Raw genomic sequence first — 22433 nt, 5'->3', positions numbered from 1 at the left:
CGGGTCACCAGACCGGATAGCGGCCCACGGCCAGCGCCTCGCAGAAGGCCTCGGCGTCCGCGAGGCCCTCCTGCACGACCCGGCGGACGGCCGGGGCCGCCCGCTTGAGCGACTGGCCGGGGGCGAAGCTCGCCTGCACCGTCGCCAGGGCCGGGCGGTCGATCCGCTCGCCGATCCGGCTCGCGAGCCAGACCGTGACCTCCCGGAGGCCCGGCACCTGCGCGTGCGCGCGCACGGCCAGCTCGTGGGCGAGGAGGTTGTAGATCTTGCCGACGTGGCTGACGGGATTCTTGCCGGCGGCCGCCTCGGCGCTCATCGGCCGGTTGAGCGCGATCACGCCGCAGACCCGGTTGCCGCGCCCCGTCTGCCCGGAATCGCCCTGCTCGGCGGAGGTGCCGAGCAGCGAGAGGTACATGCCCTCCAGCCCACGCCCCCGCCGATCGAGCGCGTTCAGCGCGACGCGCACGCGCGGGCAGGCGAGCGGATGACGCCGCACGTAGGTCTCGATCGCCGCCAGCGCCCGGGCCTTGGCCTTGAAGTACCCGGCCTCCGACCGGATCGCCGCGGCCAGGAACGGCATCGCCACCGTCAGATCCAGCTCGCGCCCGCGCCGGATGGCCAGCACCTTCACGTCCTCGCCGGTTTCCGGGAAGGCCTGCTTGAACAGGGGCCCGTTGAGGTGGCGCTCCAGGTCGATCACCAGCCGCTCGGTCGGCGTGAGCGGCGCGTAGCCGACCGCGGCCGAGGTGTCGTTGGCGGGGAGCGGGCCGCGCGGCGCGCGAAAGATCGCGTCCAGCTCCGTCGAGCCCGGCTTCAGCTCCACCTGGTAGCGCAGGTGGCGGCGCGGGTCCACGCGCGGCAGGTTCTCCGCGATCCACTCGCGCGCGGCGGTCACGGCAATGGCCTCCACGGGCAGCGTCCGGCGGCCGACGCCGCGCGCCGCCCGGTCGCCGATCACCAGCCGCATGGGCTCGATCACCCGTCCGCCGCCGAGGCGGCATTCGACCTCCCCCGCGACCAAGAGCCCCTTGTCCACGTTGTGGTGCAGGATGCGGCCGAAGGCCTTGCGGTAGGCCGCGGTCAGCGCGAGCGACACGCGCTCGGAGACCGCGTCGCAGATCGTGTCCGGATGGCCCTTGCCCTTCCGCTCCACGACCTCGATCGGTTGCTCCGCCACGGGGACGGCCGGGGCTTCCAGCACTGAAATGTCGGCTGTCATGCGGGACCCTTGGGTGATGGTGGACCGCGCTCTCCTCCGCCGAGCGCGCCGTCCCGGCGACCCGTCATCTCCACCTTCCGCCACGCTCCGCCATTGCAGCGATCCGTCATTCCGGCGGAAGGTCGTCACCCCGGACATTTTTCATCCGGGGCCGCAATCCAGGTGATGGACTGGACCCCGGCGTGCGCCGGGGTGACGGAACTGGGCCCCGGCTTTCGCCGGGACGACGGAGGAGGGGCGGCGTGCGCCGGGGTGACGGAACTGGGCCTCCCCTCCGTCCGTCCTCCTCATCCGTCCGTCCTCTTCATCCGTCCGTCCTCTCTCTTCCGTCATTCCTCCTCATCCGTCATTCCTCCTCATCCGTCATTCCGGCGGAAGCCGGAATCCAGAATCCCAGGCTAGGCCCCGGCTTTCGCCGCGGCGACGGACTGGCCCCCGGCGTGCGCCGGGGTGACGGAGGAGGGGCGGCGTGCGCCGGGGCGACGAATGGCGGATGACGGCCGATCGCTTCTCTAAGCAAGGGCGCGGCCAGAGCGGCGAGACGGCAAAACCTGCGACGATCCGGCCAGTTGCGCCGGCGCCGGCGTCGGTCCGTCGGACAGGCCGAAAAACTTGGGGAGGATCGCCACAGGCGTACGTCCGCCCTCGCGTCAGGATGCTACAGCCGGAGGTGACATCCCCGCTGTTTTCTCCGTCCTGAACGACGATCGGGGCATGGCATGCTCCTTGTAGCCTTGCGCCCACATGGACGAGCCCTCCGGAAACCGGCGAAAGCCTGCCCCGGACATTCTCCATCCGGGGCCGGGGCCCAGTCCGTCACCCCGGCGCACGCCGGGGTCCAGTCCATCACCTGGATTCTGGCCCCGGATGAAAAATGTCCAGGGTGACAACCTTCCGCCGGAATGGCGGAGGGTGGGGATGATGCGCCGGGGTGACAGAGTCCCTCGATGGACTTAGCCCATGCCGGCGTCGCCGAGACCTTCGCCGCGCTCGCGAGCGGTCCGGACGGCCTTGCGGAGGAGGAGGCCCGCCGCCGCCTCGCGCGCGAGGGCCCCAACAACCTGCCGCGGGCGCCGGGCCCGTCCCCCGTCCGGCGCTTCCTCCGGCAGTTCACCCACTTCCTCGCGATTCTCCTCTGGGTCGCCGCCGGTCTCGCCTTCGCGGCCGACCGCCTGCGGCCGGGCGAGGGGATGGCGACGCTCGGCTGGGCCATCCTCGTGGTCATCCTCGTCAACGCGCTCTTCACCTTCGTCCAGGAATACAAGGCGGAGCGGGCCGTCGAGGCGCTGCACCGCCTCCTGCCGGCCACGGCCTGGGTGCTCCGCGGCGGCCAGCCCGCCGAGGTGCCGCGCGCGGCGCTGGTGCCCGGCGACCTCCTGCTGCTGGAGGAGGGCGAGCAGGTGCCCGCCGACGCCCGCGTCGTCGAGGCGCTCCGGCTGAGCCTGGACACCTCGGCCCTGACGGGCGAGTCGCTGCCGCGGACGGTCGGGGCCGCCGCGGTCCCGCCGGGGTCGCTGGCCGACCCGCTCCACGCGCCCAACCTCGTGTACGCGGGCACGACCGTCCTGAGCGGACGCGGGAAGGCCGTCGTCTTCGCCACGGGCGCCCGCACGGAGTTCGGCCGGATCGCGAGCCTCGCCGGCGCGACCGAGCCGGGCCTCACGCCCCTGCAGCGGGAGATCGTCCGCCTCACCCACGTCGTCGCCCTCCTCGCGACGGGCCTCGGCGCCGCCTGCTTCCTCCTGGGGTTCCTGCTCGGCTGGGGCTTCTGGGTCAGCTTCGTGTTCGGGATCGGCATCCTCGTCGCCAACGTGCCGGAGGGGCTGCTGCCGACCGTGACGCTCGCCCTGGCGATGGGCGCGCAGCGGATGGCGCGCCGGCGCGCGCTCATCAAGCACCTGACCTCCGTCGAGACGCTCGGCTGCACGACCGTGATCTGCACGGACAAGACCGGCACGCTGACGGAGAACCGGCTGCGGCTGGACCGGCTCTACGCGCCGGGGGCCGTGTACGAGGTGCGGGACGGCCGGATCGAGCGCGACGGGCGGCCGCCCGACGCGGCGGAGGCCGGGCGCCTGGCGCCCCTCCTCCACGCCCTCGCCCGCTGCCACGACGCGCGGCGCGTGCGCGGGGCGGACGGCCGGCTCACGCTCGTCGGCGACCCGATGGACCGGGCACTCGCCGCCTTCGCGGACGGCCAGGCGCTCGACGGGCTGGACCACGACCGCCGCATGGGCGAGCTGCCCTTCGACGCGGACCGCAAGCGCATGACCACCCTGCACTGGACGGAGGGCCGCCTGCTCGCCTCGGTGAAGGGCGCCCCGGAGCTGCTGCTGCCGCTCTGCGCGAGCCTGTTGGACGACGGCACGGCCCGCCCGATGACCGACGCGGACCGGGACGCGATCCTGTCCCGGGGCCGTCGGTTCGCGGAGGAGGCCTATCGGGTGCTGGCCTTCGCCTCCCGCGAGCTCGACCGGGGCGTCGCCCGGCACCTGACGCCGGAGACCGTCGAGCGCGACCTGACCTTTCTCGGCCTCGTCGCCCTGATGGACCCGCCCCACCGCGAGGTCCCCGACGCCGTGGCCCGCTGCGCGCAGGCCGGCATCCGCGTCGTCATGGTCACCGGCGACCACGCGGCGACCGCGCTCGCGGTCGCGCGCCGGATCGGCCTCGTCGCCGCGACGCCCGGGCCGGGGGCGCCGGCCGCCCGCGTCGTCGAGGGCGCGGCGCTCGACGCGATGGACGAGGCGGGTCTGCGGCGGCTGCTCGCGCCGGCGCCCGGCCCGCCACCGGTCTTCGCCCGCATGGCGCCCCGCCACAAGATGCGGGTGGTCGCGGCGCTCAAGGCGATGGGCGAGGTCGTCGCCGTCACCGGCGACGGCGTCAACGACGCGCCGGCGCTCAAGAAGGCCGACATCGGGATCGCCATGGGCCGCGCCGGCACCGACGTGGCGAAGGAGACGGCGGACATGATCCTGTTGGACGACAACTTCGCGACGATCGTCAACGCGATCGAGGAGGGCCGGACCGTCTACGCCAACATCCGCAAGTTCGTCACCTACGTCCTGGCGAGCAACGTGCCGGAAATCGTGCCCTACCTCGGCTACGGGCTCTTGGCGATCCCGCTCCCGCTGACGGTGCCGCAGATCCTCGCCGTGGACCTGGGCACCGACATCGTCCCGGCCCTGGCGCTGGGCGCGGAGGCGCCGCAGCCGGGCCTGATGCGGATGCCGCCGCGGCCGCGGACCGAGCGGCTGCTCGGCCGGGCGCTCCTCCTCCGTGCCTACGGCTTTCTCGGGCTGATCGAGGCGGCCGCCGCCATGGCCGCATTCTTCTGGTTCCTGGACGCGAGCGGCTGGCGGTGGGGCGCGCCGCTCGACTGGTCCGACCCGCTCTACCGGCGGGCGACGACGATGACGCTGGCGGCGATCGTCATCGGGCAGGTGGCGAACCTCTTCGCCTGCCGGTCCGAAACGCTCTCGGTGTTCCGGCTCGGCCTCCGCGGCAACGCCCTGTTGCTCTGGGGCCTCCTGGTCGAGCTTGCGCTGCTCGCCGCCATCGTGTACACGGACATCGGACAGGCGATCTTCGGCACGGGCCCGCTGCCGCTGTGGGCCTGGGGACCGCCGGTCGCCGGGGCGGCATGCTTGTTGCTCGCGGAGGAGGCGCGGAAGGCGTGGGTGAGACGGGCAATGAGGGGAGGCTGATGGCGTGAGGGCGATGGTCCTCTCAGCGAGCGCCGACGTCTCGACGAGCCCGCTGGCGCTGGCCGAGCGGCCGGCCCCTGAGCCGGGCCCCGGCGAGGTGCGGGTGCGGGTGCGCGCCTGCGGCGTCTGCCGGACGGACCTGCACATCGTCGAGGGCGAGCTGCCGCCGGCGAGGCGGCCGATCGTGCCGGGCCACGAGGTGGTCGGCGTCGTGGACCGGGTGGGCCGGGACGTGCGCGGGATCACGGAGGGCGACCGGGTCGGCATCGCCTGGCTGCGGGCCACCTGCGGGCGCTGCGAATTCTGCGCGAGCGGGCGGGAGAACCTCTGCCCGCGGGCGGCCTTCACCGGCTACCACGCCGACGGGGGCTACGCGGACTACGCCGTCGTCCCCGCGGCCTTCGCCTACCCCCTCCCCGCGCAACTCGGCGACGAGGAGGTCGCGCCGCTGCTCTGCGCGGGCATCATCGGCTACCGCGCGCTCCGGCTGAGCGGCGTGCCGCCGGGCGGGCGGCTCGGCCTCTACGGCTTCGGCGCCTCCGCCCACATCACGATCCAGGTCGCGCGCCACCGGGGCTGCGCGGTGTACGTCTGCTCGCTCCGCGAGGAGCACCGGGCGCTCGCCCGCGAGCTGGGCGCGGCCTGGGTCGGCGGCGCGGCCGAGCCGCCGCCGGAACGGCTCCACGGCGCCATCCTCTTCGCCCCGGCCGGCGAGCTGGTCCTCCCCGCCCTGCGCGCGCTGGAGCGGGGCGGCACGCTCGCCTGCGCGGGCATCCACATGACGCCGATCCCCTCGATCGATTACGACCGCGAGCTGTTCGGCGAGCGCGTCCTCCGCAGCGTCACCGCCAACACGAAGCAGGACGGCCTCGACCTGCTCCGGGAGGCCGCCGCCATCCCCATCCGTTCCCGCACCCAGCGCTTCCGGCTGGAGGAGGCGAACCAGGCCCTGCAGCGCCTGAAGGCGGGGACGATCCGGGGGGCGGGGGTGCTGGTGCCGCAGTAGCGTGCCGGACCTGCCGCCGGCGCCGGAGCGCCGGGCCGTCCCGCCGTCACACGGCCCTGACGCCCGCACCGCCCACCCCGCCGCCCGGCGGCTCAAGGCCCGGCGGCGGCCAGCTCCTCCGGATGCTCCAGGATGCGCGCGAGCTCCTTGAGGAACTCCGCGGCCATCACCCCATCGATCGCCCGGTGGTCGCAGGACAGGGTCACCTTCATCCGCCGCCCCGTCGTGACGGCCCCCTCGCCGACGACCGGCACCGTCCGAATGGCGCCGACCGCGAGCGTGGCGGCCTGGGGGGGAACGAGGACGGCGATGAAGTTCTCCACGTCGAACATGCCGAGGTTGGAGATGGAAAACGTGGCGCCCGTGTACTCGGCCGGCTGCAGCCGTTTCTGCCTGGCCCGCTCGATGAGCGCGTGCGCTTCGGCCGAGATGGCCTCCAACGACTTCGCGCCGCAGTCGCGGATGACGGGGGTGATCAGGCCGTCCGCCATGCCGACGGCGACGCCGATATCGATGCGCGCATAGCGCCGGATCGCGTCGCCGACGTACGCCACATTGATCTCCGGATGCCGGGCGAGCGCCAGCGCCGCCGCCTTGATCAGCAGGTCGGTGATCGAGGGGCGGGGGCGTCCGCCCAGCCCGAGCCGCTCGCGGAACCGCTCGGCCCGCTCCATGTCAATCTCGGCCGTCACGTAGAAATGGGGCACCGGCGCCTTGCTCTGGACCGTGGCCCGGGCAACGGCCTTCCGCATTTGACTCAGCGGCTGATCGATGCCGGCGGGCATCGCCGCGGCCGCGGCCTGCGCCCTCAGGACGTCCTCCTCGATGATCCGCCCGCCCGGCCCGGTGCCGACCAAGGTCGAGAGGGCGATCCCGCGCTCGGCGGCCAGGGTCCTCGCCCGAGGGGAGGCGATCGGCCGGACCGCCTCCGCGGGAGCCGGTCCGGCGGCGGGCGCCGCGGCCGGGGCGGCTGGCCGGGCCGCCCCGCCGACCGGCGGGGCGGCGGCCACCGGCTCGGTCAGGACCGGCGCGATGTCTTCGTCGGCCTCGGCGATGACGGCCAGCAGCGCGCCGGAGGGCACCGTTTCCCCCTCGCGCACGAGGATCTTGCGCAGCACCCCGGACGCGAAGGCTTCCAGGTCCATGACCGCCTTGTCGGTCTCGATCTCGGCGATCACCTCCCCCGCCTCCACCCGGTCCCCCTCGCGCTTCTTCCACCCGAGCAGCACGCCCTCTTCCATCGTATCCGTCAGTTTCGGCATGACGACGCGACTCGCCACGGCTCTCTCCTCGTCAGCGAAGCGACTGCACGGCCGCGACCACGCGCGCGACGTCCGGGATCGCGGCATCCTCCAGCGGCCGGCTGTAGGGCATCGGCACATCCTCGCCGGTGACCCGCACGATCGGGGCGTCGAGGGAGTCGAACGCGGCGCCGTACACGCTCTCGGCGATCTGCGCCCCAAGGCCGCAGAAGCGCCAGCCCTCCTCGACGATCACGAGCCGGCCGGTCTTTTTCACCGACGCGACGATCGCCGCCAGGTCCAGCGGCTTGAGGGTCCGCGGGTCCACCACCTCGGCCTCGACGCCGTCGCGGCTCAGCGCCTCGGCCGCCTCCAGGGCGACCGGCAGCATCTTGGAATAGGCGACGATCGTCACGTCGCGTCCGGCCCGCTTGACGTCGGCTGCGCCGATCGGGATGGTGTATTCGCCCTCCATGACCTCGCCCTTCGCGGCGTAGAGCAATTGCGCCTCGATGAAGACGACCGGGTTCCCGTCGCGGATCGCGCTCTTGAGCAGGCCCTTCGCGTCGTGCGGCGTCGCCGGCGCGATGACCTTCAAGCCCGGCACGTGGCAGAACCAGGCTTCCAGGCTCTGCGAATGCTGGGCCCCGAGCTGGTGGGCGGCGCTGCCGGGGCCGCGGATGACCAGCGGCACCGACAGTTGTCCGCCGGACATGTACCGGACCTTGGCGGCGTTGTTGACGATCTGGTCGAGGGCGAGGATGCCGAAGTTCATCGTCATGAGCTCGACGATCGGCCGCAGCCCCGCCATCGCGGCGCCGATGGCCAGGCCGGTGAAGCCGGCCTCCGTGATCGGCGTGTCGATGACCCGCCGGGGGCCGAACTCCTCGACGAACCCCTTGCTGACCTTGAAGGCGCCCTGGTAGTAGCCGACTTCCTCCCCGATCAGGAAGACCCGCGGGTCCCGGCGCATCTCCTCCCGCATGGCCTGGTTGAGGGCTTCCCGGTAGGACACCATCATGTCGCGCCCGCCTCGTCCAGCACGTCCTCGCCCAACGCCGACGGAGGGGGGAACGGGCTCCCGTCCGCGAAGGCGACGGCGTCGGCCACGACCTCGCCCACGTCCCGCTCGAGCCGCTTGAAATCGTCCTCGTCCCCCAGGTGATGCTCCAGGATCGTCTGCCTGAGCAGGACGAGGGGGTCGCGCTTCCGATACTCGTCCACCTCCTCCTTGGTGCGGTAGTGCCCGTGCGCCGGATCGGCCATCGAGTGGCCCATGAAGCGGTAGGTCATCGCCTCGATGAACGACGGCCCGTCCCCCGCGCGCACCCGCGCCACCACCCGCTCCATCGCGGCGCGCACCGCCAGCACGTCCATGCCGTCCACCCGCTCGGCCGCGATCCCGTAGGAGCGGCCCGTCTCCGCCACGTCCGCGTAGAGGGCGATGGCCCGCTCGACCGGCGTGCCCATGCCGTACCGGTTGTTCTCGCAGACGAAGATCACCGGGAGCTTCCACAAGGCGGCTAGGTTGAACGCCTCGTGCGCCTGGCCGCTGGGCACCGCGCCCTCGCCGAAGAAGCAGACGGTCACCAGGTCGAGGGCCCGGTACTTGGCCGCGAAGGCCAGCCCGGTCGCGAGCGGGAGGTGGCCGCCGACGATCGCGTAGCCGCCCATGAACCGGCGCGCCAGGTCCACCAGGTGCATCGAGCCGCCCTTGCCCTTGCACAGGCCGGTCGCCTTCCCGAACAGCTCCGCCATCACCGCCCGGGGGTCGGAGCCGCGCGCGAGGCAGTGCCCGTGGTCGCGGTAGGCGCTGATGACGTAATCGTCCGGGCGCAGCGCGGCCATCGCGCCGACCGCGACGGCCTCCTCACCGATGTAAAGATGGAGGAAGCCGGCGATCTTCGCGAGGGCGTACATCTCCGCGGACTTCTCCTCGAAGCGGCGGATGAGCAGCATCTGCCGGTACAGCGAAAGGAGGTCCGCCCTGTCCATGGCCGGCATTATGTCCCATGCGGAAGCCCGACTCAACTCTTCGCGGCGCCCCGCGGTCCGGCGATCCCGTCAGCGGAGGGCCGCCAGGCGTTCCGACAGGCGCAGGTTCTCGCCATAGTCCACGGGGCAGTCGATGACCGCGAGCCTGCCGCAGCCAAGCGCCTCCTCCAGGACCGGGCGCAGCTCCGACGGCTCGGTGACCCGGAAGCCACGGGCGCCGAAGCTGCCCGCGTAGGCCACGAGGTCCGGGTTGCCGAACTCCACCGACGACGTCCGGCCGAACCGCAGCAGTTGCTTCCACCAGATCACCCCATAGCCCCCATCCCGCCAGACCAGGACGACGAACGGCAGGTCCAGCCGCACGGCCGTCTCCAGCTCCTGCGCGTTCATCAGGAAGCCGCCGTCGCCCGCGACCGCGATCACCCGCCGTTCGGGGAACAACAGCTTCGCCGCGATCGCGCCCGGCACCGCGATCCCCATCGCGGCGAAGCCGTTCGAGATGATGCAGGAATTCGGCGCCTCGCACGGGAACATCCGCGCCATCCAGAGCTTGTGCGCGCCCACGTCGCACAGCACCAGATCGTCCGGCGCGAGGGCCGCGCGCAACGCCCGCAGCAGGGGCTGCGGCCGCATCGGCCAGGCGGGCGGACCGGCCAGTTCGGCCTCGAACCCGTCGAGGACGCGTCGGCGGGCCTCTTCGGCCCAGCGCGGATCGCAGGGCTCAAGCCCCGCGCCGATCGACTCCAGCGACAAGCGGAGGTCCCCCAGCACGCCCACCTCGACGATATAGTGCTCGTCCACCTCGGCCGGCGAGACGTCGACGTGCACGATGCGCTTGTCGCGGTGCGGGTTCCAGAAGCAGGGGGCGTACTCGACGAAGTCGTAGCCGAGGGCGAGGACCACGTCCGCCTGCTCCACGACGGCCGACGCGTAGTCCCGCATCGGCAGGCCGATGGTGTAGAGGGACAGCGGGTCGCTGTCGGGCAGGACGCCCTTGGCCATGAAGGTGTGCACGACGGGGATGCGGAGCCGCCGGGCGAACTCCCGGACCGCCTCGTGCGCGCGGCCGCGGACCACGCCGTTGCCCGCCAGGATCAGGGGCCGCCGCGCCCCGCCGACCGCGCGCACGGCGCGCGCGATCTGGGCGGGGGCCGGCTCGGGCATGACCGGCGCCTGCACGAAGAGCGGCCGCAGCGCCGACTCGTCGGGGACCCGCTCCTCCGCCACGTCCTCCGGCAGCTCGAGGTGGGTCGAGCCGGGCTTCTCCGCTTGGGCGATCTTGAAGGCCTTCCGGACGGCTTCGGGAATGACCTCCGCTCTCGGGAGCGAGGCGTTCCATTTGGTGACCGGCCTGAACAACGAGAGGACGTCGATGGACTGGTGCGACTCCTTGTGGCGGCGGGTCAGCGAGGCCTGGCCGGTGATCGCGACGAGCGGCGCCCGGTCCAGGTAGGCGTCCACGACGCCGGTCAGCAGGTTCGTGGCGCCGGGGCCGAGCGTGGAGAGGCACACGCCCGCCTTCCCGCTCAGCCGCCCGTGGACGTCGGCCATGAACGCCGCCCCCTGCTCATGCCGGGTCTCGATGAAGCGGAGGGGGGAATCCAGGAGCGCGTCCATCACCTCCAGGTTCTCCTCGCCGGGCAACCCGAAGACGAACCGGACGCCCTCGTTCTCCAGGCAGCGCACGAGCATCTCGGCCGCCTTCATAGGAAACCGCCCTCCGGCGCAAGGCTGCCGGACGAGGAGGACCGAGTGGGATGCCTAGAGCAGCCCCGCCTGTGCGACGCCGCCCAGGAGCAGGCGGGGGTCGGCCTTGTCCGAGACGGCCGGCCGCGTCGGGTCGGAGGGATCCGGCGAGCCGGGGAAGAAGCCCCGGAAGATCTACGGGTCCGGCTCCAGGCCCGAACGGATCGCCTGCCGGGCCGGCGCGTACGACTCCCACGGGCCCGCAGGCGGCCCCTCAGGTGGCCGAGCATTATCCGCATAGCGCGCCACCCATAGCACCACGGCGGGGGGCCGTCAAGGATGAAGGTCAGGAACTGGGAGGGGGCAGGTGCCGTCCATCACCTCGGTTCCGGCGATTGTCTCCGCGCCGAGAGCAGCGTACAGGAGAACGGACTGGACCCCGGATGGAGAATGTCCGGGGCAGGCTTTCGCCGGGGCGACGGAACTGGCCCCGGCTTTCGCCGGGGCGACGCCCCCTTCGTCATTCCGGCGGAAGCCGGAATCCAGAATCCCGGACTGGGCCCCGGCTTTCGCCGGGGCGACGGCACTGGCCCCGGCGTGCGCCGGGGTGACGCCCCCCTTCGTCATTCCGGCGCAAGGTCGTCACCCCGGACATTTTTAATCCGGGGCCGGAATCCAGAATCCCGGACTGGGCCCCGGCTTTCGCCGGGGCGACGGAACTGGCCCCGGCGTGCGCCGGGGCGACGGAGAGTAAGGAAACCGCGCTCCGCATGAAACAGCCCTGCGTCTACATCCTCGCCAGCCGCCGGAACGGCACACTGTACATCGGCGTCACATCTGACCTTCTTCGACGTGTGTGGGAGCACAAGCATGACCTCGTGGAAGGCTTCACGAAGCGGTATCAGGTCCACCGGCTCGTCTGGTACGAACAGCACGAGACGATGGAATCGGCCATCCGACGGGAAAAAGCGATAAAGGAGTGGCAGCGGAAATGGAAACTTGAGCTGATCGAGCAGACGAACCCCGAATGGCGGGACCTGTATGAGAGCCTGCTGTAGGATCAGGCCCCACGGCGTCCGGATCGCACCTTGAGCGTCATTCCGGTGCGTCATTCCGGCGCAAGGTCGTCACCCCGGACATTTTTAATCCGGGGCCGGAATCCAGGTCCGACTCCCACGGACCCGGACTGGGCCCCGGCTTTCGCCGGGGCGACGGCACTGGCCCCGGCGTGCGCCGGGGTGACGGATCAGCAGGCCGCAGGGACAACCCTTTCGTCCCCCCCTGTCCCGAATTTCCCTTCGGCCTCGGGAGCGCCTGGCGACTATTGCTACAGCGCCGCCCCGACCGGAGGTGCCGCCCGCGCGAACGGGCCAATTTCACCGGCCTTTTCCGCCTCCGGGCGCGCGGCCCCATCCTTGCACCGAAGCCGGCGAGGAGCGGGGTCCGATGCCCTGGGAACGAATCGTCAAATCGCGGCGGGACTGGGCGGTCGTGCCGAACCTCTACGACTACGAAGCGGTGCGCGCCGGCTTCTCTTGGGAGCGGGCCCGCATGGATCTCGACGGCCTGCCGGGCGGCCGCGGCCTCAACATCGCGCACGAGGCCGTGGACCGCCACGCGGCCGGGCCCCTCCACGACCACGTCGCGCTCCGGTGGATCGGCAAGACCGGCGTCCACCGGGACTATACCTACGGCCAGCTCCGGCTCCAGACCAACCGGTTCGCCAACGTCCTGGAGGGGCTGGGGGTACGGAAGGGCGACCGGGTCTCCGTCCTGGCCGGCCGTATTCCCGAGCTGTACATCGCCGCGCTGGGCACGCTCAAGCACCGGGGCGTCTTCTGCCCGCTGTTCTCCGCCTTCGGCCCCGTCCCGCTCTGTGCGCGCCTCTCGATCGGCGAAGCGAGGGTCCTGGTCACGACCGAGGCGCTCTACAAACGGAAGGTAGCGCCGGCCCGCCATCTCCTCCCGCACTTGGAGCACGTCCTCGTCATCGGCGAGGGCCCCCTGTTCAGCGGGGTGGACGGGACGCGCGACTTCTACCAGCTCATGGCCCAGGCCGGCGACCGCTACACGATCGAGCCGACCGCGCCGGAGGACCCGGCGCTCCTGCACTTCACCAGCGGGACGACCGGCACGCCCAAGGGCGCGCTCCACGTCCACGAGGCGGTGGTGGCGCACCACGTCACGGGCCGCTTCGCGCTGGACCTCCAGAAAGACGACGTCTTCTGGTGCACGGCCGACCCCGGCTGGGTGACCGGCACCTCCTACGGGATCATCGCGCCCCTGACCAACGGCGTGACCAGCATCGTGGACGAGGCGGAGTTCGACGCGGAGCGCTGGTACCGGACCCTAGAGGAGCAGCGGGTGACGGTCTGGTACACGGCGCCGACGGCGATCCGGATGTTGATGAAGGCGGGCGAGGAGCTGCCGCGCCGTTTCGACCTGCGGGCGCTCCGGTTCCTGGCCAGCGTGGGCGAGCCGCTCAACCCGGAGGCCGTCGTCTGGGGCCAGCGGACCCTCGGGCTGCCCTTCCACGACAACTGGTGGCAGACCGAGACCGGCGGGATCATGATCGCCAACTACGCGGCGATGGACATCCGCCCCGGCTCCATGGGCCGCCCGCTGCCCGGCATCGAGGCGGCCGTCGTCCGGCGCACGGAGGACGGCCGGGTCGAGGTCATCGAGGAGCCGGATGTCCAGGGCGAGCTCGCGCTGCGGTCCGGCTGGCCCTCGATGTTCCGCGCCTATTGGAACGAGCCCGAGCGCTACCAGAAGTGTTTCGCCGGCGGCTTTTACCTGACCGGCGACCTCGCGAAGCGGGACAAGGACGGCTACTTCTGGTTCGTGGGCCGCGCCGACGACGTCATCAAGACCTCCGGCCACCTGATCGGCCCCTTCGAGGTCGAGAGCATCCTGATCGAGCATCCGGCCGTGGCCGAGGCGGCCGTGATCGGCAAGCCCGACCCCGTCGCGATGGAAGTGGTCAAGGCTTTCGTCTCGCTCAAGAACGGCCGCGAGCCGTCGGAGGAGCTGAAGCGCGAGCTGCTGGGCTTCGCGCGGGCGCGGCTCGGCGCGGTCGTCGCGCCGAAGGAAATCACGTTTCTCCCCAGCCTGCCCAAGACCCGCAGCGGCAAGATCATGCGCCGGCTGCTGAAGGCGCGCGAGTTGGGACTGCCGGAAGGCGACACGAGCACCTTGGAAGCGTAGGCGCGCCCCGTGGGGCGGGAGACCAGGCGGCGATGACCGGCGAACCCGATCGCGACCACGCGCTGACGCTCCTGCAGCAGATGCTCCGGATCCGCCGCTTCGAGGAGAAGGCGGCGGAGCTGTACAGCCTCGGGAAGATCCGGGGGTTCCTCCACCTCTACATCGGCGAGGAGGCCGTGGCCGTCGGCACGATGCAGGCGCTCACGCCGGAGGACGCGGTCGTCGCGACCTACCGGGAGCACGGCCAGGCCCTCGTGCGCGGCACGCCCGCCGGATCGCTGATGGCCGAACTCTTCGGCAAGGCGACGGGCTGCAGCCGAGGGCGCGGCGGGTCCATGCACTTCTTCGACGCCTCCCGGCGCTTCTACGGCGGGCTGGCGATCGTGGGCGGCGGGCTCCCCGTCGCCGTCGGCCTGGCGCTCGCGGACGCGATGCGGGGGGCGCCCCGCGTGACCGCCTGCTACTTCGGCGACGGGGCGGCGGCCGAGGGCGAGTTCGCCGAGTCGCTGAACCTGGCGGCGCTCTGGACGCTGCCGGTGCTGTTCATCTGCGAGAACAACCTCTATGCAATGGGCACGGCGCTGGCCCGCCACCAGGCCCAGACGGACATCGTCCTCAAGGCGAGCGGCCAGGGCGTGCCGGGCGAGGCCGTGGACGGGATGGACGTGCTCGCCTGCGAGGCCGCCGCGCGCCGCGCCGCCGAGACGATCCGGCGGGGCGAGGGACCCCGCCTGCTGGAGTGCCGCACCTACCGCTTCCGCGCCCACTCCATGTACGACCCGGAGCTCTACCGGTCGAAGGACGAGGTCGCGGAATGGAAGCAACGGGACCCGATCGCGACCTACGCGGCGTCGCTGAGGGCGGCCGGCATCCTGAACGACGTGGTCGCCGCCGCGCTGGAGGCGGAGGTCGAGCGGGAGATCGCCGAGGCCGTGGCCTACGCGGAAGCCTCCCCCTGGGAGCCGGTCGAGGATCTGGTGAAGGACGTCTATACGAAATGAAGGGGCTGCCGGAACCCGTCATCCCGGCGACAGGTTGTCACCCCTGGCCCTCTCGGTCCGGGACCCCCTTCGTCATTCCGGCGGAAGGTCGTCACCCCGGACATTTTTCATCCGGGGCCGGAATCCAGACTCGGAACTGGGCCCCGGCTTTCGCCGGGGTGACGCCCCCTTCGTCATTCCGGCGGAAGCCGGAATCCAGGTCCGACTCCCACGGACCCAGACTGGGCCCCGGCTTTCGCCGGGGTGACGGACTGGGCCCCGGCCTCCGCCGGGGCGACGGAACTGGGCCCCGGCTTTCGCCGGGGTGACGCAGAGGGATACCCCTCCGCCGGGGCGACGCCCCTGCAGCAGGGTGGCGGCTGAACACACCATGAAGAAGACCACCTACCGAGAAGCAGTCCGCATGGGGCTCCACGAGGCCCTGGCGCGCGACCCGCGCGTGTTCCTCATGGGCGAGGACGTGGGACGCTACGGCGGCACCTACGCCTGCAGCCACGGCCTGCTGGCGGAGTTCGGGCCGGAGCGGGTGCGTGACACACCGCTCTCGGAGTCCGCCTTCGTCGGCGCGGGCATCGGCGCGGCGCTGGGCGGCATGCGCCCGATCGTCGAGGTGATGACGGTCAACTTCAGCCTGCTCGCGCTCGACCAGATCGTGAACAACGCGGCCACGATCCGCCACATGTCGGGCGGGCAGTTCAGCGTGCCGCTCGTGATCCGCATGGCGACGGGCGCGGGCCGCCAGGTCGCCGCACAGCATTCCCACAGCCTCGAGGGCTGGTACGCCCACATCCCCGGCATCACGGTCCTCGCGCCAGCGACGGTGTCGGACGCGAGGGGCATGCTGCCCGCTGCGCTGCGCGAGCCGGACCCGGTCGTCATCTTCGAGCACGCCGCCCTCTACCCGACGGAGGGCGCGCTGGAGGACGAGCCGGCGCCCGTGGACCTCTGCAAGGCCGCCGTCCGACGCCCGGGACGGGACCTGTCCCTGGTCACCTACGGCGGCTCGCTGTGGAAGGCGCTCCAGGCGGCGGACCGGCTCGCCGCGGACGGGATCGAGGCCGAGGTGCTCGACCTGCGCGTCCTCCGGCCATTGGACATGGACACGGTGCTCGCGTCGGTCGCCAAGACGCACCGGGCGCTGATCGTGGACGAGGGCTGGCGGACCGGCAGCCTCGCGGCGGAGGTGAGCGCACAGATCATGGAGCGCGGCTTCTACGACCTCGACGCCCCGGTGGCGCGGCTCTGCACGGCGGAGGCGCCGATCCCCTACCCCAAGCACCTGGAGGACGCGGCGCTGCCCGGCGTGGAGGGGATCGTCGAGGCCGCGCGCGGGCTGCTGGGCGGGAAGGGACCCGATGCCTGACTTCGTGATGCCCGCGCTGGGCGCCGACATGGAGGCCGGGACGCTGGTGGCCTGGAAGAAGCAGCCGGGCGACCGCGTCGCGCGCGGCGACATCATCGCGGAGGTCGAGACCGACAAGGCGGTGGTCGAGGTGGAGGTCTTCACGAGCGGCGTGATCGAGGCGCTGCTCGTCCGGCCCGGCGAGAAGGTGCCGGTCGGCACCCCGCTGGCGCGCATCCGGGCGGAGGGGGAGCCGGCGACGCCCGGCGAGGCCGACGCGGGGGCGCGGGGAGGCGGAGGCGCGGCGACCGCCCCGTCCCCGCGTCCCCCGGTCCCTCCTTCGGCTCCCAGGCCGAAAATCTCGCCCGCGGCGCGGAAGCTCGCCGCGGCGCTGGGCGTAGACCCGGCTTCCGTGACGGGCACGGGCCCGGACAGCTCCGTGACGTCGGAGGACGTGCAGCGCGCCGCCGCCCCGCCCGCGCCCGCCCCCGCAGCGGGCGAGGCCCGCGCCGAGCCCGCCGACCCCCAGGCGCGGATGCGCCAGGCCATCGCCGCGGCCATGGCCCGCTCCAAGCGGGAGATCCCGCACTACTACCTCGCGACCACGGTCGAGCTCGGCCGCCTGACCGCCTGGCTCGCGGAGGAGAACCGCCGGCGGCCGATGCCGGCGCGGCTCCTGCCCGCGGTCCTGTTCCTCAAGGCGACGGCGCTCGCGCTGCGCGAGGTGCCGGAGCTGAACGGCTTCTGGAAGGACGGTCGCGCGGTGCCGAGCGAGGCGATCCACCTCGGCGCGGCCGTCTCGCTGCGGCAGGGCGGCCTCGTCGCCCCGGCCCTGCACGACGCCGACCGACTGAGCCTCGACGAGCTGATGCGGGGCCTGCGCGACCTCGTCACGCGGGCGCGCGCCGGCTCGCTGCGCAGCTCCGAGCTGGCCGACCCGACGATCACCGTCACGAACCTGGGCGATCTCGGCGTGGAGACCGCCTTCGGCGTCATCTACCCGCCCCAGGTCGCGCTCGTGGGGATCGGGAAGGTCGTCGAACGGCCCTGGGTCGCCGACGGCGTCGTGGTCCCCCGGCCCGTCGTGACCATCACGCTCTCCGCCGACCATCGCGCCACCGACGGCCGGCGCGGCGGCGTCTTCCTCGCCGCCCTCGATCGCCTGTTGCAGGAGCCCGAGCGCCTATGAGCACGCCGACCGCCCCCGACGACCTCCGGCAGACCGTCCTGCGGACCCTCGGCGAGATCGCGCCGGAGGCCGACCTGGCCTCGCTCGACCCGGCCAAGCCCTTCCGCGACCAGCTCGACCTGGACTCGATGGACTTCTTGAATTTCGTGATCGCGCTGCACGAACGCCTCCGGGTGGAGATCCCGGAGGAGGACTATCCGAAGCTCGCCACGCTGAACGGCTGCGTCGCGTACCTGGAAGCCGCCGATGCCGGAACCCGTTGACTCGCCCCGGCGGCGGCGAACTCGGCCCCCGCACATATCGAGGCCCGCGGCGACTCTCCTCGCCGCGGGCCGTCGAACCACCCGCCCCCGTGTCGGACACCGGGCCTGACGACTGGCCGGAACCGGTCCGGCAACCCGGCATGTCCCCGCCTGGCCGGTTGCCTCGCGCCCCCGCTCATCGGGCCCTGACTGCCGGCCGTGCCTCTCCCGGCACCGAGGGGGTGGCGCGTCTGTCGGACTGGGGTCCCGCGACTGGCTCAGGGGCGGTGCCCTTCGCTCGCTGGCTGCACGGAGGCGGGCCACCGAGCTGGGCTGCGAACCCCTTCTTGGCTCCGGCTTCACCTCCTTCGATCTATAGGTAGATCTCCGGGGCAGCGAATCAAGGCGTGCGCCGGCCGCCCGCGACACACCGCCCGGCCGTCCCCGCCCCCTCGGGCCAGGCGGACGCCTCCGCTTCGCCGCCTGGGGCAGAAGGCGACAGGGCCTCCTCTCACCGCTGACCTGTTATTCCCCAGCCGACGGACCGGTCGCCGCGGGCCCCGCCGGCGCCGCCCGCACTGTCAGGGACTTGCGATCTTCTTGCCCGCGTCCATGCTGGCATTCTCTGTGCATTTCGTCCGGCATGCCGCAGGAGGCGACCATCGGCTCGAGACATCCACGGAGGGAGCCATGAACGACTCATCGGTCATCAGGGAGCGGATCATCCGGGCGGTGGCGGAGCATCCCGGTTGTCTGATCGAGGAGTTGGTGTTGGTCTGTCCGGAGCTGACCTGGAACCAGGTCTTCCTCCACGTGGACCACCTGAGCCGCACGGGCGCGCTCCGCCTGTCGCGGCGCGGACCGGCCACCTACACGGTCCACCCCGCCGAGGTCCGCCCAACGCAGCCAGCGGCGTGATGGACGCACGGGACGCAAAGCCGGCGCGCGGCGGGGCGCCGGCCAGGACCATTCACCCTACACAGGAGGTGTCGAGATGAACGCCTTGGTACGCTGGGATCCCTTCAAGGAGCTGGAGGAGATGGAGAAGCGGTTCGCCACGCTGTTCGGCCGCGCGCCGATCCGCAAGGACGGCGACAAGCAGGAGTCCTTGACCGTTGCGGAATGGGCGCCGCTCGTGGACATCGTCGAGGACGAGAAAGAATACCTCATCAAGGCGGAGCTGCCCGAGGTCAAGAAGGAGGACGTGAAGGTCTCGGTGCAGGACGACGTCCTCACGATTTCCGGCGAGCGGAAGTCCGAGAAGGAGGAGAAGGGCAAGAAGTACCACCGCCTCGAGCGCGCCTACGGGAGCTTCCTGCGGAGCTTCACGCTCCCCGAGGACGCCGACGGCGCCAAGGTGTCCGCCGAGTTCAAGGACGGCGTGCTCAAGGTGCACCTGCCCAAATCCGAGAAGGCCAAGCCGAAGAGCATCGAGGTCAAGGTCGGCTGAGACGAGCAGCGAGACGCGACGGGTGACGGGTGACAGGCCCCCGCTCCCCTCGCGTCTCGCGCTTCGCGTTCACCATGTACCGCCGCCTGCTGGCCTTCGACTTCGACGGCACCCTGGCCCGTGAGGGCCGGGTGCCGTCCGAGCTGGCGCACGCGCTGGAGGATTGCCGCGCGACGGGCCACGCCCTGTTCCTGGTGACCGGCCGGCGGTTCGAGACGGTGTCCTTGGGCACACTGGGGAACCTCTTCACGGGCGTGGTCTGGGAGAACGGGGCCGTGCTGACGCACAGCGCGAGCGGGGAGATCTACCTGCCGTTCGGCGAGCTCGACGGGCGCCTGCTCAAGGACCTGGAGAATGCCGGGGTGCCGCTTTTGCGCGGGCTGGCGATCGCCGCCACGTGGACGCCCCACGACGCGAGGGCCTGGGAAGTGCTCGCGAGCCACGGGGGCGGAGCCACGATCGAGTACAACAAGGGGCAGGTGATGCTCACGCCGCCCGGCTGCGCCAAGGGGGCGGGGCTGGAGCGCCTCCTGGCGCTCTGCGGCTTCTCGGCCCGCAACCTGTCCGCCTTCGGCGACGCGGAGAACGACCTCTCCATGCTGCGGCTGGCGGAGGTGTCGGTGGCCGTCGGCGACGCGGTCCCCGCGGTGCTCGACATCGTCGACGTGGTGGCCGAGCGTCCCGGGCCGGACGGCGTCCTGGAGGTCCTGCGGCAGTACCCGCTGGCGGGGCAGTTCCTCGACCGCCCGCTGCGCCGGGAGCGGCGCATCGTGCTGGGCCGGACCGAAGCCGGCGACGAGGTGGCGCTGCCCGCCTCGCGGCTCGCCGGCCGGAACCTCGGCGTGTTCGGCGACTCCGCGACGGGCAAGTCCTGGATGGCCGGCCTGCTCGCCGAGGGCCTGCACCATGCCGATTATCAGGTCCTGCTGATCGACCCGGAGGGGGACTTCCGCGGCTTGCGGGCCCTGCCGCGCTTCGTCGCGCTGGGCGGTGAGCGGGACACGATGCCGCCGCCCTCCACGGTGGCGGCGCTGCTGGATACGGGGAGCGTCTCGGCCGTCGTGGACCTGAGCGCCTATCCCTGCCCCCAGCGGACCGAGTACGTCGCCGAGCTGCTCCGCGCCATCCGGCCGCTCCGCGAGCGCAAGTACCGCCCGCACTGGATCGTGATCGAGGAGGCGCAGCAGTTCCTGCCGCGGTCGGGCGGAGAGCTGGCGGAGATCGTCGTGCCGATGCTCGACGGCGGCGGCTGGGCCGTCGTGTCCTACCGGCCGGACCGGGTCTCGCCCGCGGTATTGCGGACGCTCCGGCACTGCCTGGTCACGCGCCTGGCCGAGCCGGAGGCCCTGGCCGGCCTCCGGGAGCACTGCGGCGCCCTGCTGGACGGTGCGACGGATCTTGCGCGGATCCCGCCGGGATGCGCCTGGCTGACGGGCGGCACCGTGGTTCGCCTCCGCTCGGCCATCCGGCGGGTGCCCCACATCCGGCACCTGTACAAGTACCTCGACGTGCCCCTGCCGCCGGGCAAGCGGTTCCGGTTCCGCGACGCGCGGGGCGAGATCGGGCGGGAGGCGGCGAGCCTGTCGGAGTTCCTCCACCTGCTGCCGCTGCTGCCGGTCGAGAGCCTGGAGTATCACGACGCGCGCCAGGACTTTGCCCAGTGGACGGACGGGACCCTCGGCGATGCGGAGCTGGCGGGCGCGCTCCGCAAGCTGTCGAACCGGCGGCTCAAGGGGAAGGACCTCCAGGAGGCGCTCCGGCAGACCGTGGCCGCCCACTACGCGGAGCTGGAGGCGCGGCGCTGAACCGTTCGGACGAAAGGAGCCGATCATGCGAAGGGGAACCGCGACGCTCGGCGTGCTGGCGATCATCCTCGGCGCCTCGCTCGGCGCGTCATTCCAGGCGTCGCGGGCCGCGGCGCAGAACGGTCCTTCCGCGGCGCACGCGCCGGACGAGAGGGCCGGGCGCGCGCTCTACGAGCGGCACTGCCTCCGCTGCCACGGACCGCGGCTCGACGGGAACGGGCCCGACGGCCTCGCGCTGATCGTGCCGCCCGCGGACCTGCAGTCCGTCCGCTCCCGCGCCAAGACGGACGTCGAACTGCTCACCCTGATCGCGCAGGGGATCGTCTTCAGCCCGATGCACGGCTGGCGCGACCGCCTGACGGAGGCCCAGATGCTCGACATCCTGGGCTACATCCGGGCCCGAGCGCCCTTCATCCCCCTGTCCTGAGCGGAGGCCCATGGCGGACCGGCCCGACACCCCGCTGCCCCCCACCGTCTACACGGTGACGCCGGACACGACGGTCGTGGAGGCGGCCTTCCTGATGGCCTCGCGCCGCGTGGGCGACCTCGTGGTGGTGGAGAACATGGTGCCGGTCGGGATGGTGACCGACCGGGACCTGGTGGTCCGCGTCCTGGCCGCCGGGCTCGACGGCCGGGCCACGACCGTCCGCGCGATCATGTCTCATCCCCTTGTGACGATCACGCTGGAGCAGGACCTTGGGGCCGCGGTCGCGCTCATGGCCGAGCAGGGGATCCGCCGCCTGCCGATCGTGGACGAGGCCGGGCGGCTCGCCTCGATCCTGACGCTCGACGACCTGTTGCTCATGGACCTCAGCCACGCCCCGGCGCTCGCGCAGGTCCTCCGCCGACAGCTCCGCGACGGGAGACCGGACACCGAGCCCGCCGCCTCCGCCGCGCTCGGGCCTCCGGACGAGCCGGCGGGGGCCGCGGCGCTCACGATGGCCGCCGAGCCCGCCCCCCTGGGCCACCCCGCCGCCTCCCTCACGCCCGTGCCGGCGTACGGCGGCCGTCCGGTCAGGGCGGTCGCGCGGGCGACGGTCACGCCGCCGGCGCCCCCCCGTCACCGCGGGCGGCGGTTCGGCGGAGGCGGGGCGCGGTGGACCGATAACCTGAAGTGGTTCCTCGCCATCGTCGCGCTCTCGGCGTTCGCGGCGTTCCTGGTCTGGCTTCTGAGCCAGGTCCCCGGCGTGCCGCGCCGCCTCCATCTGCAAGATGAACCCAAGGCCGTCGGGAGACCGTAGCGGCCCGCGAGGATGCCGCCTGTCGGACACCGCCTCGACCTTGATCGGGTCTCGGGGGATGTGCTATGCCCTGCTCGTCTCCGACGTGGGCCTGCTCGTGGA

18 protein-coding genes are annotated in these 22433 nt (G+C 72.4%); 13 read left to right on the top strand and 5 right to left on the bottom strand.

Annotated features, from left to right (window positions below; genetic code table 11):
- Positions 1-4: 4 nt before the first annotated feature.
- Positions 5-1219: a methionine adenosyltransferase gene (locus tag AC1U7O_RS00775; protein ID WP_479892632.1), complete on the bottom strand. Its 1215-nt coding sequence runs from the start codon at positions 1217-1219 to the stop codon at positions 5-7.
- Positions 1220-2166: 947 nt separating this feature from the next.
- Here AC1U7O_RS00775 and AC1U7O_RS00770 point away from each other — a divergent pair.
- Positions 2167-4926, top strand: coding sequence for a cation-translocating P-type ATPase (locus tag AC1U7O_RS00770; protein WP_479892631.1), 2760 nt, complete (start codon positions 2167-2169; stop codon positions 4924-4926).
- 4 nt (positions 4927-4930) lie between these two features.
- Entirely contained in the window at positions 4931-5932 is a 1002-nt protein-coding gene (locus AC1U7O_RS00765) for a zinc-dependent alcohol dehydrogenase family protein (protein WP_479892630.1), read from the top strand.
- 92 nt (positions 5933-6024) lie between these two features.
- Here AC1U7O_RS00765 and AC1U7O_RS00760 read toward each other — a convergent pair whose 3' ends face one another.
- From AC1U7O_RS00760 to AC1U7O_RS00745, 4 genes are read right to left on the bottom strand one after another with little or no spacing between them, the layout of a single operon-like run.
- Complete coding sequence (locus tag AC1U7O_RS00760) at positions 6025-7212, bottom strand: dihydrolipoamide acetyltransferase family protein (protein ID WP_479892629.1); 1188 nt, start codon at positions 7210-7212, stop codon at positions 6025-6027.
- Positions 7213-7225: 13 nt separating this feature from the next.
- Positions 7226-8194, bottom strand: a complete 969-nt coding sequence (locus AC1U7O_RS00755) for a pyruvate dehydrogenase complex E1 component subunit beta (RefSeq protein ID WP_479892628.1) — start codon at positions 8192-8194, stop codon at positions 7226-7228.
- Entirely contained in the window at positions 8191-9177 is a 987-nt protein-coding gene (gene pdhA, locus AC1U7O_RS00750; protein WP_479892627.1) for a pyruvate dehydrogenase (acetyl-transferring) E1 component subunit alpha, read from the bottom strand. The genes AC1U7O_RS00755 and pdhA (AC1U7O_RS00750) overlap by 4 nt, the downstream gene beginning before the upstream one ends.
- A 60-nt stretch (positions 9178-9237) precedes the next feature.
- Positions 9238-10875, bottom strand: a complete 1638-nt coding sequence (locus AC1U7O_RS00745) for an acetolactate synthase large subunit (protein WP_479892626.1) — start codon at positions 10873-10875, stop codon at positions 9238-9240.
- Positions 10876-11624: 749 nt separating this feature from the next.
- On the opposite strand from AC1U7O_RS00745, the gene AC1U7O_RS00740 reads away from it, so the two are divergent.
- The 11 genes from AC1U7O_RS00740 to AC1U7O_RS00690 all read left to right on the top strand — a co-directional run bounded on the left by AC1U7O_RS00740 (position 11625) and on the right by AC1U7O_RS00690 (position 22331).
- On the top strand, positions 11625-11912 hold the full coding sequence (locus tag AC1U7O_RS00740; RefSeq protein WP_479892625.1) for a GIY-YIG nuclease family protein: 288 nt from the start codon (positions 11625-11627) through the stop codon (positions 11910-11912).
- A 388-nt stretch (positions 11913-12300) separates the two neighbouring features.
- Positions 12301-14061 carry an acetate--CoA ligase gene (acsA, locus tag AC1U7O_RS00735; protein ID WP_479892624.1) on the top strand — a complete coding sequence of 587 codons (1761 nt, stop codon included), beginning with the start codon at positions 12301-12303 and terminating at the stop codon, positions 14059-14061.
- A gap of 32 nt (positions 14062-14093) precedes the next feature.
- Complete coding sequence (pdhA, locus tag AC1U7O_RS00730; RefSeq protein WP_479892623.1) at positions 14094-15062, top strand: pyruvate dehydrogenase (acetyl-transferring) E1 component subunit alpha; 969 nt, start codon at positions 14094-14096, stop codon at positions 15060-15062.
- 370 nt (positions 15063-15432) lie between these two features.
- Positions 15433-16425: an alpha-ketoacid dehydrogenase subunit beta gene (locus tag AC1U7O_RS00725; protein ID WP_479892622.1), complete on the top strand. Its 993-nt coding sequence runs from the start codon at positions 15433-15435 to the stop codon at positions 16423-16425.
- Positions 16418-17593, top strand: a complete 1176-nt coding sequence (locus AC1U7O_RS00720) for a dihydrolipoamide acetyltransferase family protein (protein ID WP_479892621.1) — start codon at positions 16418-16420, stop codon at positions 17591-17593. The genes AC1U7O_RS00725 and AC1U7O_RS00720 overlap by 8 nt, the downstream gene beginning before the upstream one ends.
- Positions 17590-17856, top strand: a complete 267-nt coding sequence (locus AC1U7O_RS00715; protein WP_479892620.1) for an acyl carrier protein — start codon at positions 17590-17592, stop codon at positions 17854-17856. Before AC1U7O_RS00720 ends, AC1U7O_RS00715 begins: the two co-directional genes overlap by 4 nt.
- 669 nt (positions 17857-18525) lie before the next feature.
- Positions 18526-18753 (top strand): hypothetical protein, encoded by a 228-nt coding sequence (locus tag AC1U7O_RS00710; RefSeq protein WP_479892619.1) that lies wholly within the window; start codon positions 18526-18528, stop codon positions 18751-18753.
- Between the two features lie 76 nt (positions 18754-18829).
- Positions 18830-19285, top strand: coding sequence for an Hsp20/alpha crystallin family protein (locus AC1U7O_RS00705; protein WP_479892618.1), 456 nt, complete (start codon positions 18830-18832; stop codon positions 19283-19285).
- A 74-nt stretch (positions 19286-19359) separates the two neighbouring features.
- A complete protein-coding gene (locus AC1U7O_RS00700) occupies positions 19360-21090 on the top strand; it encodes an HAD family hydrolase (protein WP_479892616.1) in 1731 nt (576 codons plus the stop codon).
- Between the two features lie 25 nt (positions 21091-21115).
- Complete coding sequence (locus tag AC1U7O_RS00695; RefSeq protein ID WP_479892615.1) at positions 21116-21517, top strand: c-type cytochrome; 402 nt, start codon at positions 21116-21118, stop codon at positions 21515-21517.
- A gap of 10 nt (positions 21518-21527) precedes the next feature.
- Positions 21528-22331 (top strand): CBS domain-containing protein, encoded by an 804-nt coding sequence (locus AC1U7O_RS00690; protein ID WP_479892614.1) that lies wholly within the window; start codon positions 21528-21530, stop codon positions 22329-22331.
- The last annotated feature ends 102 nt before the right edge of the window (positions 22332-22433 follow it).

Source organism: Candidatus Nitrospira neuquenensis (assembly GCF_979578155.1).
Note: the sequence above shows the minus strand (reverse complement) of the source record. Positions and strands in the feature narration are given on the sequence as shown.

What these genes read in the sequence shown, in the direction of transcription:
- AC1U7O_RS00775 (WP_479892632.1), bottom strand. Translation starts at nt 1,219, where the DNA reads ATGACAGCCGACATTTCAGTGCTGGAAGCCCCGGCCGTCCCCGTGGCG.
- AC1U7O_RS00770 (WP_479892631.1), top strand. Translation starts at nt 2,167, where the DNA reads ATGGACTTAGCCCATGCCGGCGTCGCCGAGACCTTCGCCGCGCTCGCG.
- AC1U7O_RS00755 (WP_479892628.1), bottom strand. Translation starts at nt 8,194, where the DNA reads ATGATGGTGTCCTACCGGGAAGCCCTCAACCAGGCCATGCGGGAGGAG.
- pdhA (WP_479892627.1), bottom strand. Translation starts at nt 9,177, where the DNA reads ATGCCGGCCATGGACAGGGCGGACCTCCTTTCGCTGTACCGGCAGATG.
- AC1U7O_RS00745 (WP_479892626.1), bottom strand. Translation starts at nt 10,875, where the DNA reads ATGAAGGCGGCCGAGATGCTCGTGCGCTGCCTGGAGAACGAGGGCGTC.
- AC1U7O_RS00740 (WP_479892625.1), top strand. Translation starts at nt 11,625, where the DNA reads ATGAAACAGCCCTGCGTCTACATCCTCGCCAGCCGCCGGAACGGCACA.
- acsA (WP_479892624.1), top strand. Translation starts at nt 12,301, where the DNA reads ATGCCCTGGGAACGAATCGTCAAATCGCGGCGGGACTGGGCGGTCGTG.
- pdhA (WP_479892623.1), top strand. Translation starts at nt 14,094, where the DNA reads ATGACCGGCGAACCCGATCGCGACCACGCGCTGACGCTCCTGCAGCAG.
- AC1U7O_RS00725 (WP_479892622.1), top strand. Translation starts at nt 15,433, where the DNA reads ATGAAGAAGACCACCTACCGAGAAGCAGTCCGCATGGGGCTCCACGAG.
- AC1U7O_RS00720 (WP_479892621.1), top strand. Translation starts at nt 16,418, where the DNA reads ATGCCTGACTTCGTGATGCCCGCGCTGGGCGCCGACATGGAGGCCGGG.
- AC1U7O_RS00715 (WP_479892620.1), top strand. Translation starts at nt 17,590, where the DNA reads ATGAGCACGCCGACCGCCCCCGACGACCTCCGGCAGACCGTCCTGCGG.
- AC1U7O_RS00710 (WP_479892619.1), top strand. Translation starts at nt 18,526, where the DNA reads ATGAACGACTCATCGGTCATCAGGGAGCGGATCATCCGGGCGGTGGCG.
- AC1U7O_RS00705 (WP_479892618.1), top strand. Translation starts at nt 18,830, where the DNA reads ATGAACGCCTTGGTACGCTGGGATCCCTTCAAGGAGCTGGAGGAGATG.
- AC1U7O_RS00700 (WP_479892616.1), top strand. Translation starts at nt 19,360, where the DNA reads ATGTACCGCCGCCTGCTGGCCTTCGACTTCGACGGCACCCTGGCCCGT.
- AC1U7O_RS00695 (WP_479892615.1), top strand. Translation starts at nt 21,116, where the DNA reads ATGCGAAGGGGAACCGCGACGCTCGGCGTGCTGGCGATCATCCTCGGC.
- AC1U7O_RS00690 (WP_479892614.1), top strand. Translation starts at nt 21,528, where the DNA reads ATGGCGGACCGGCCCGACACCCCGCTGCCCCCCACCGTCTACACGGTG.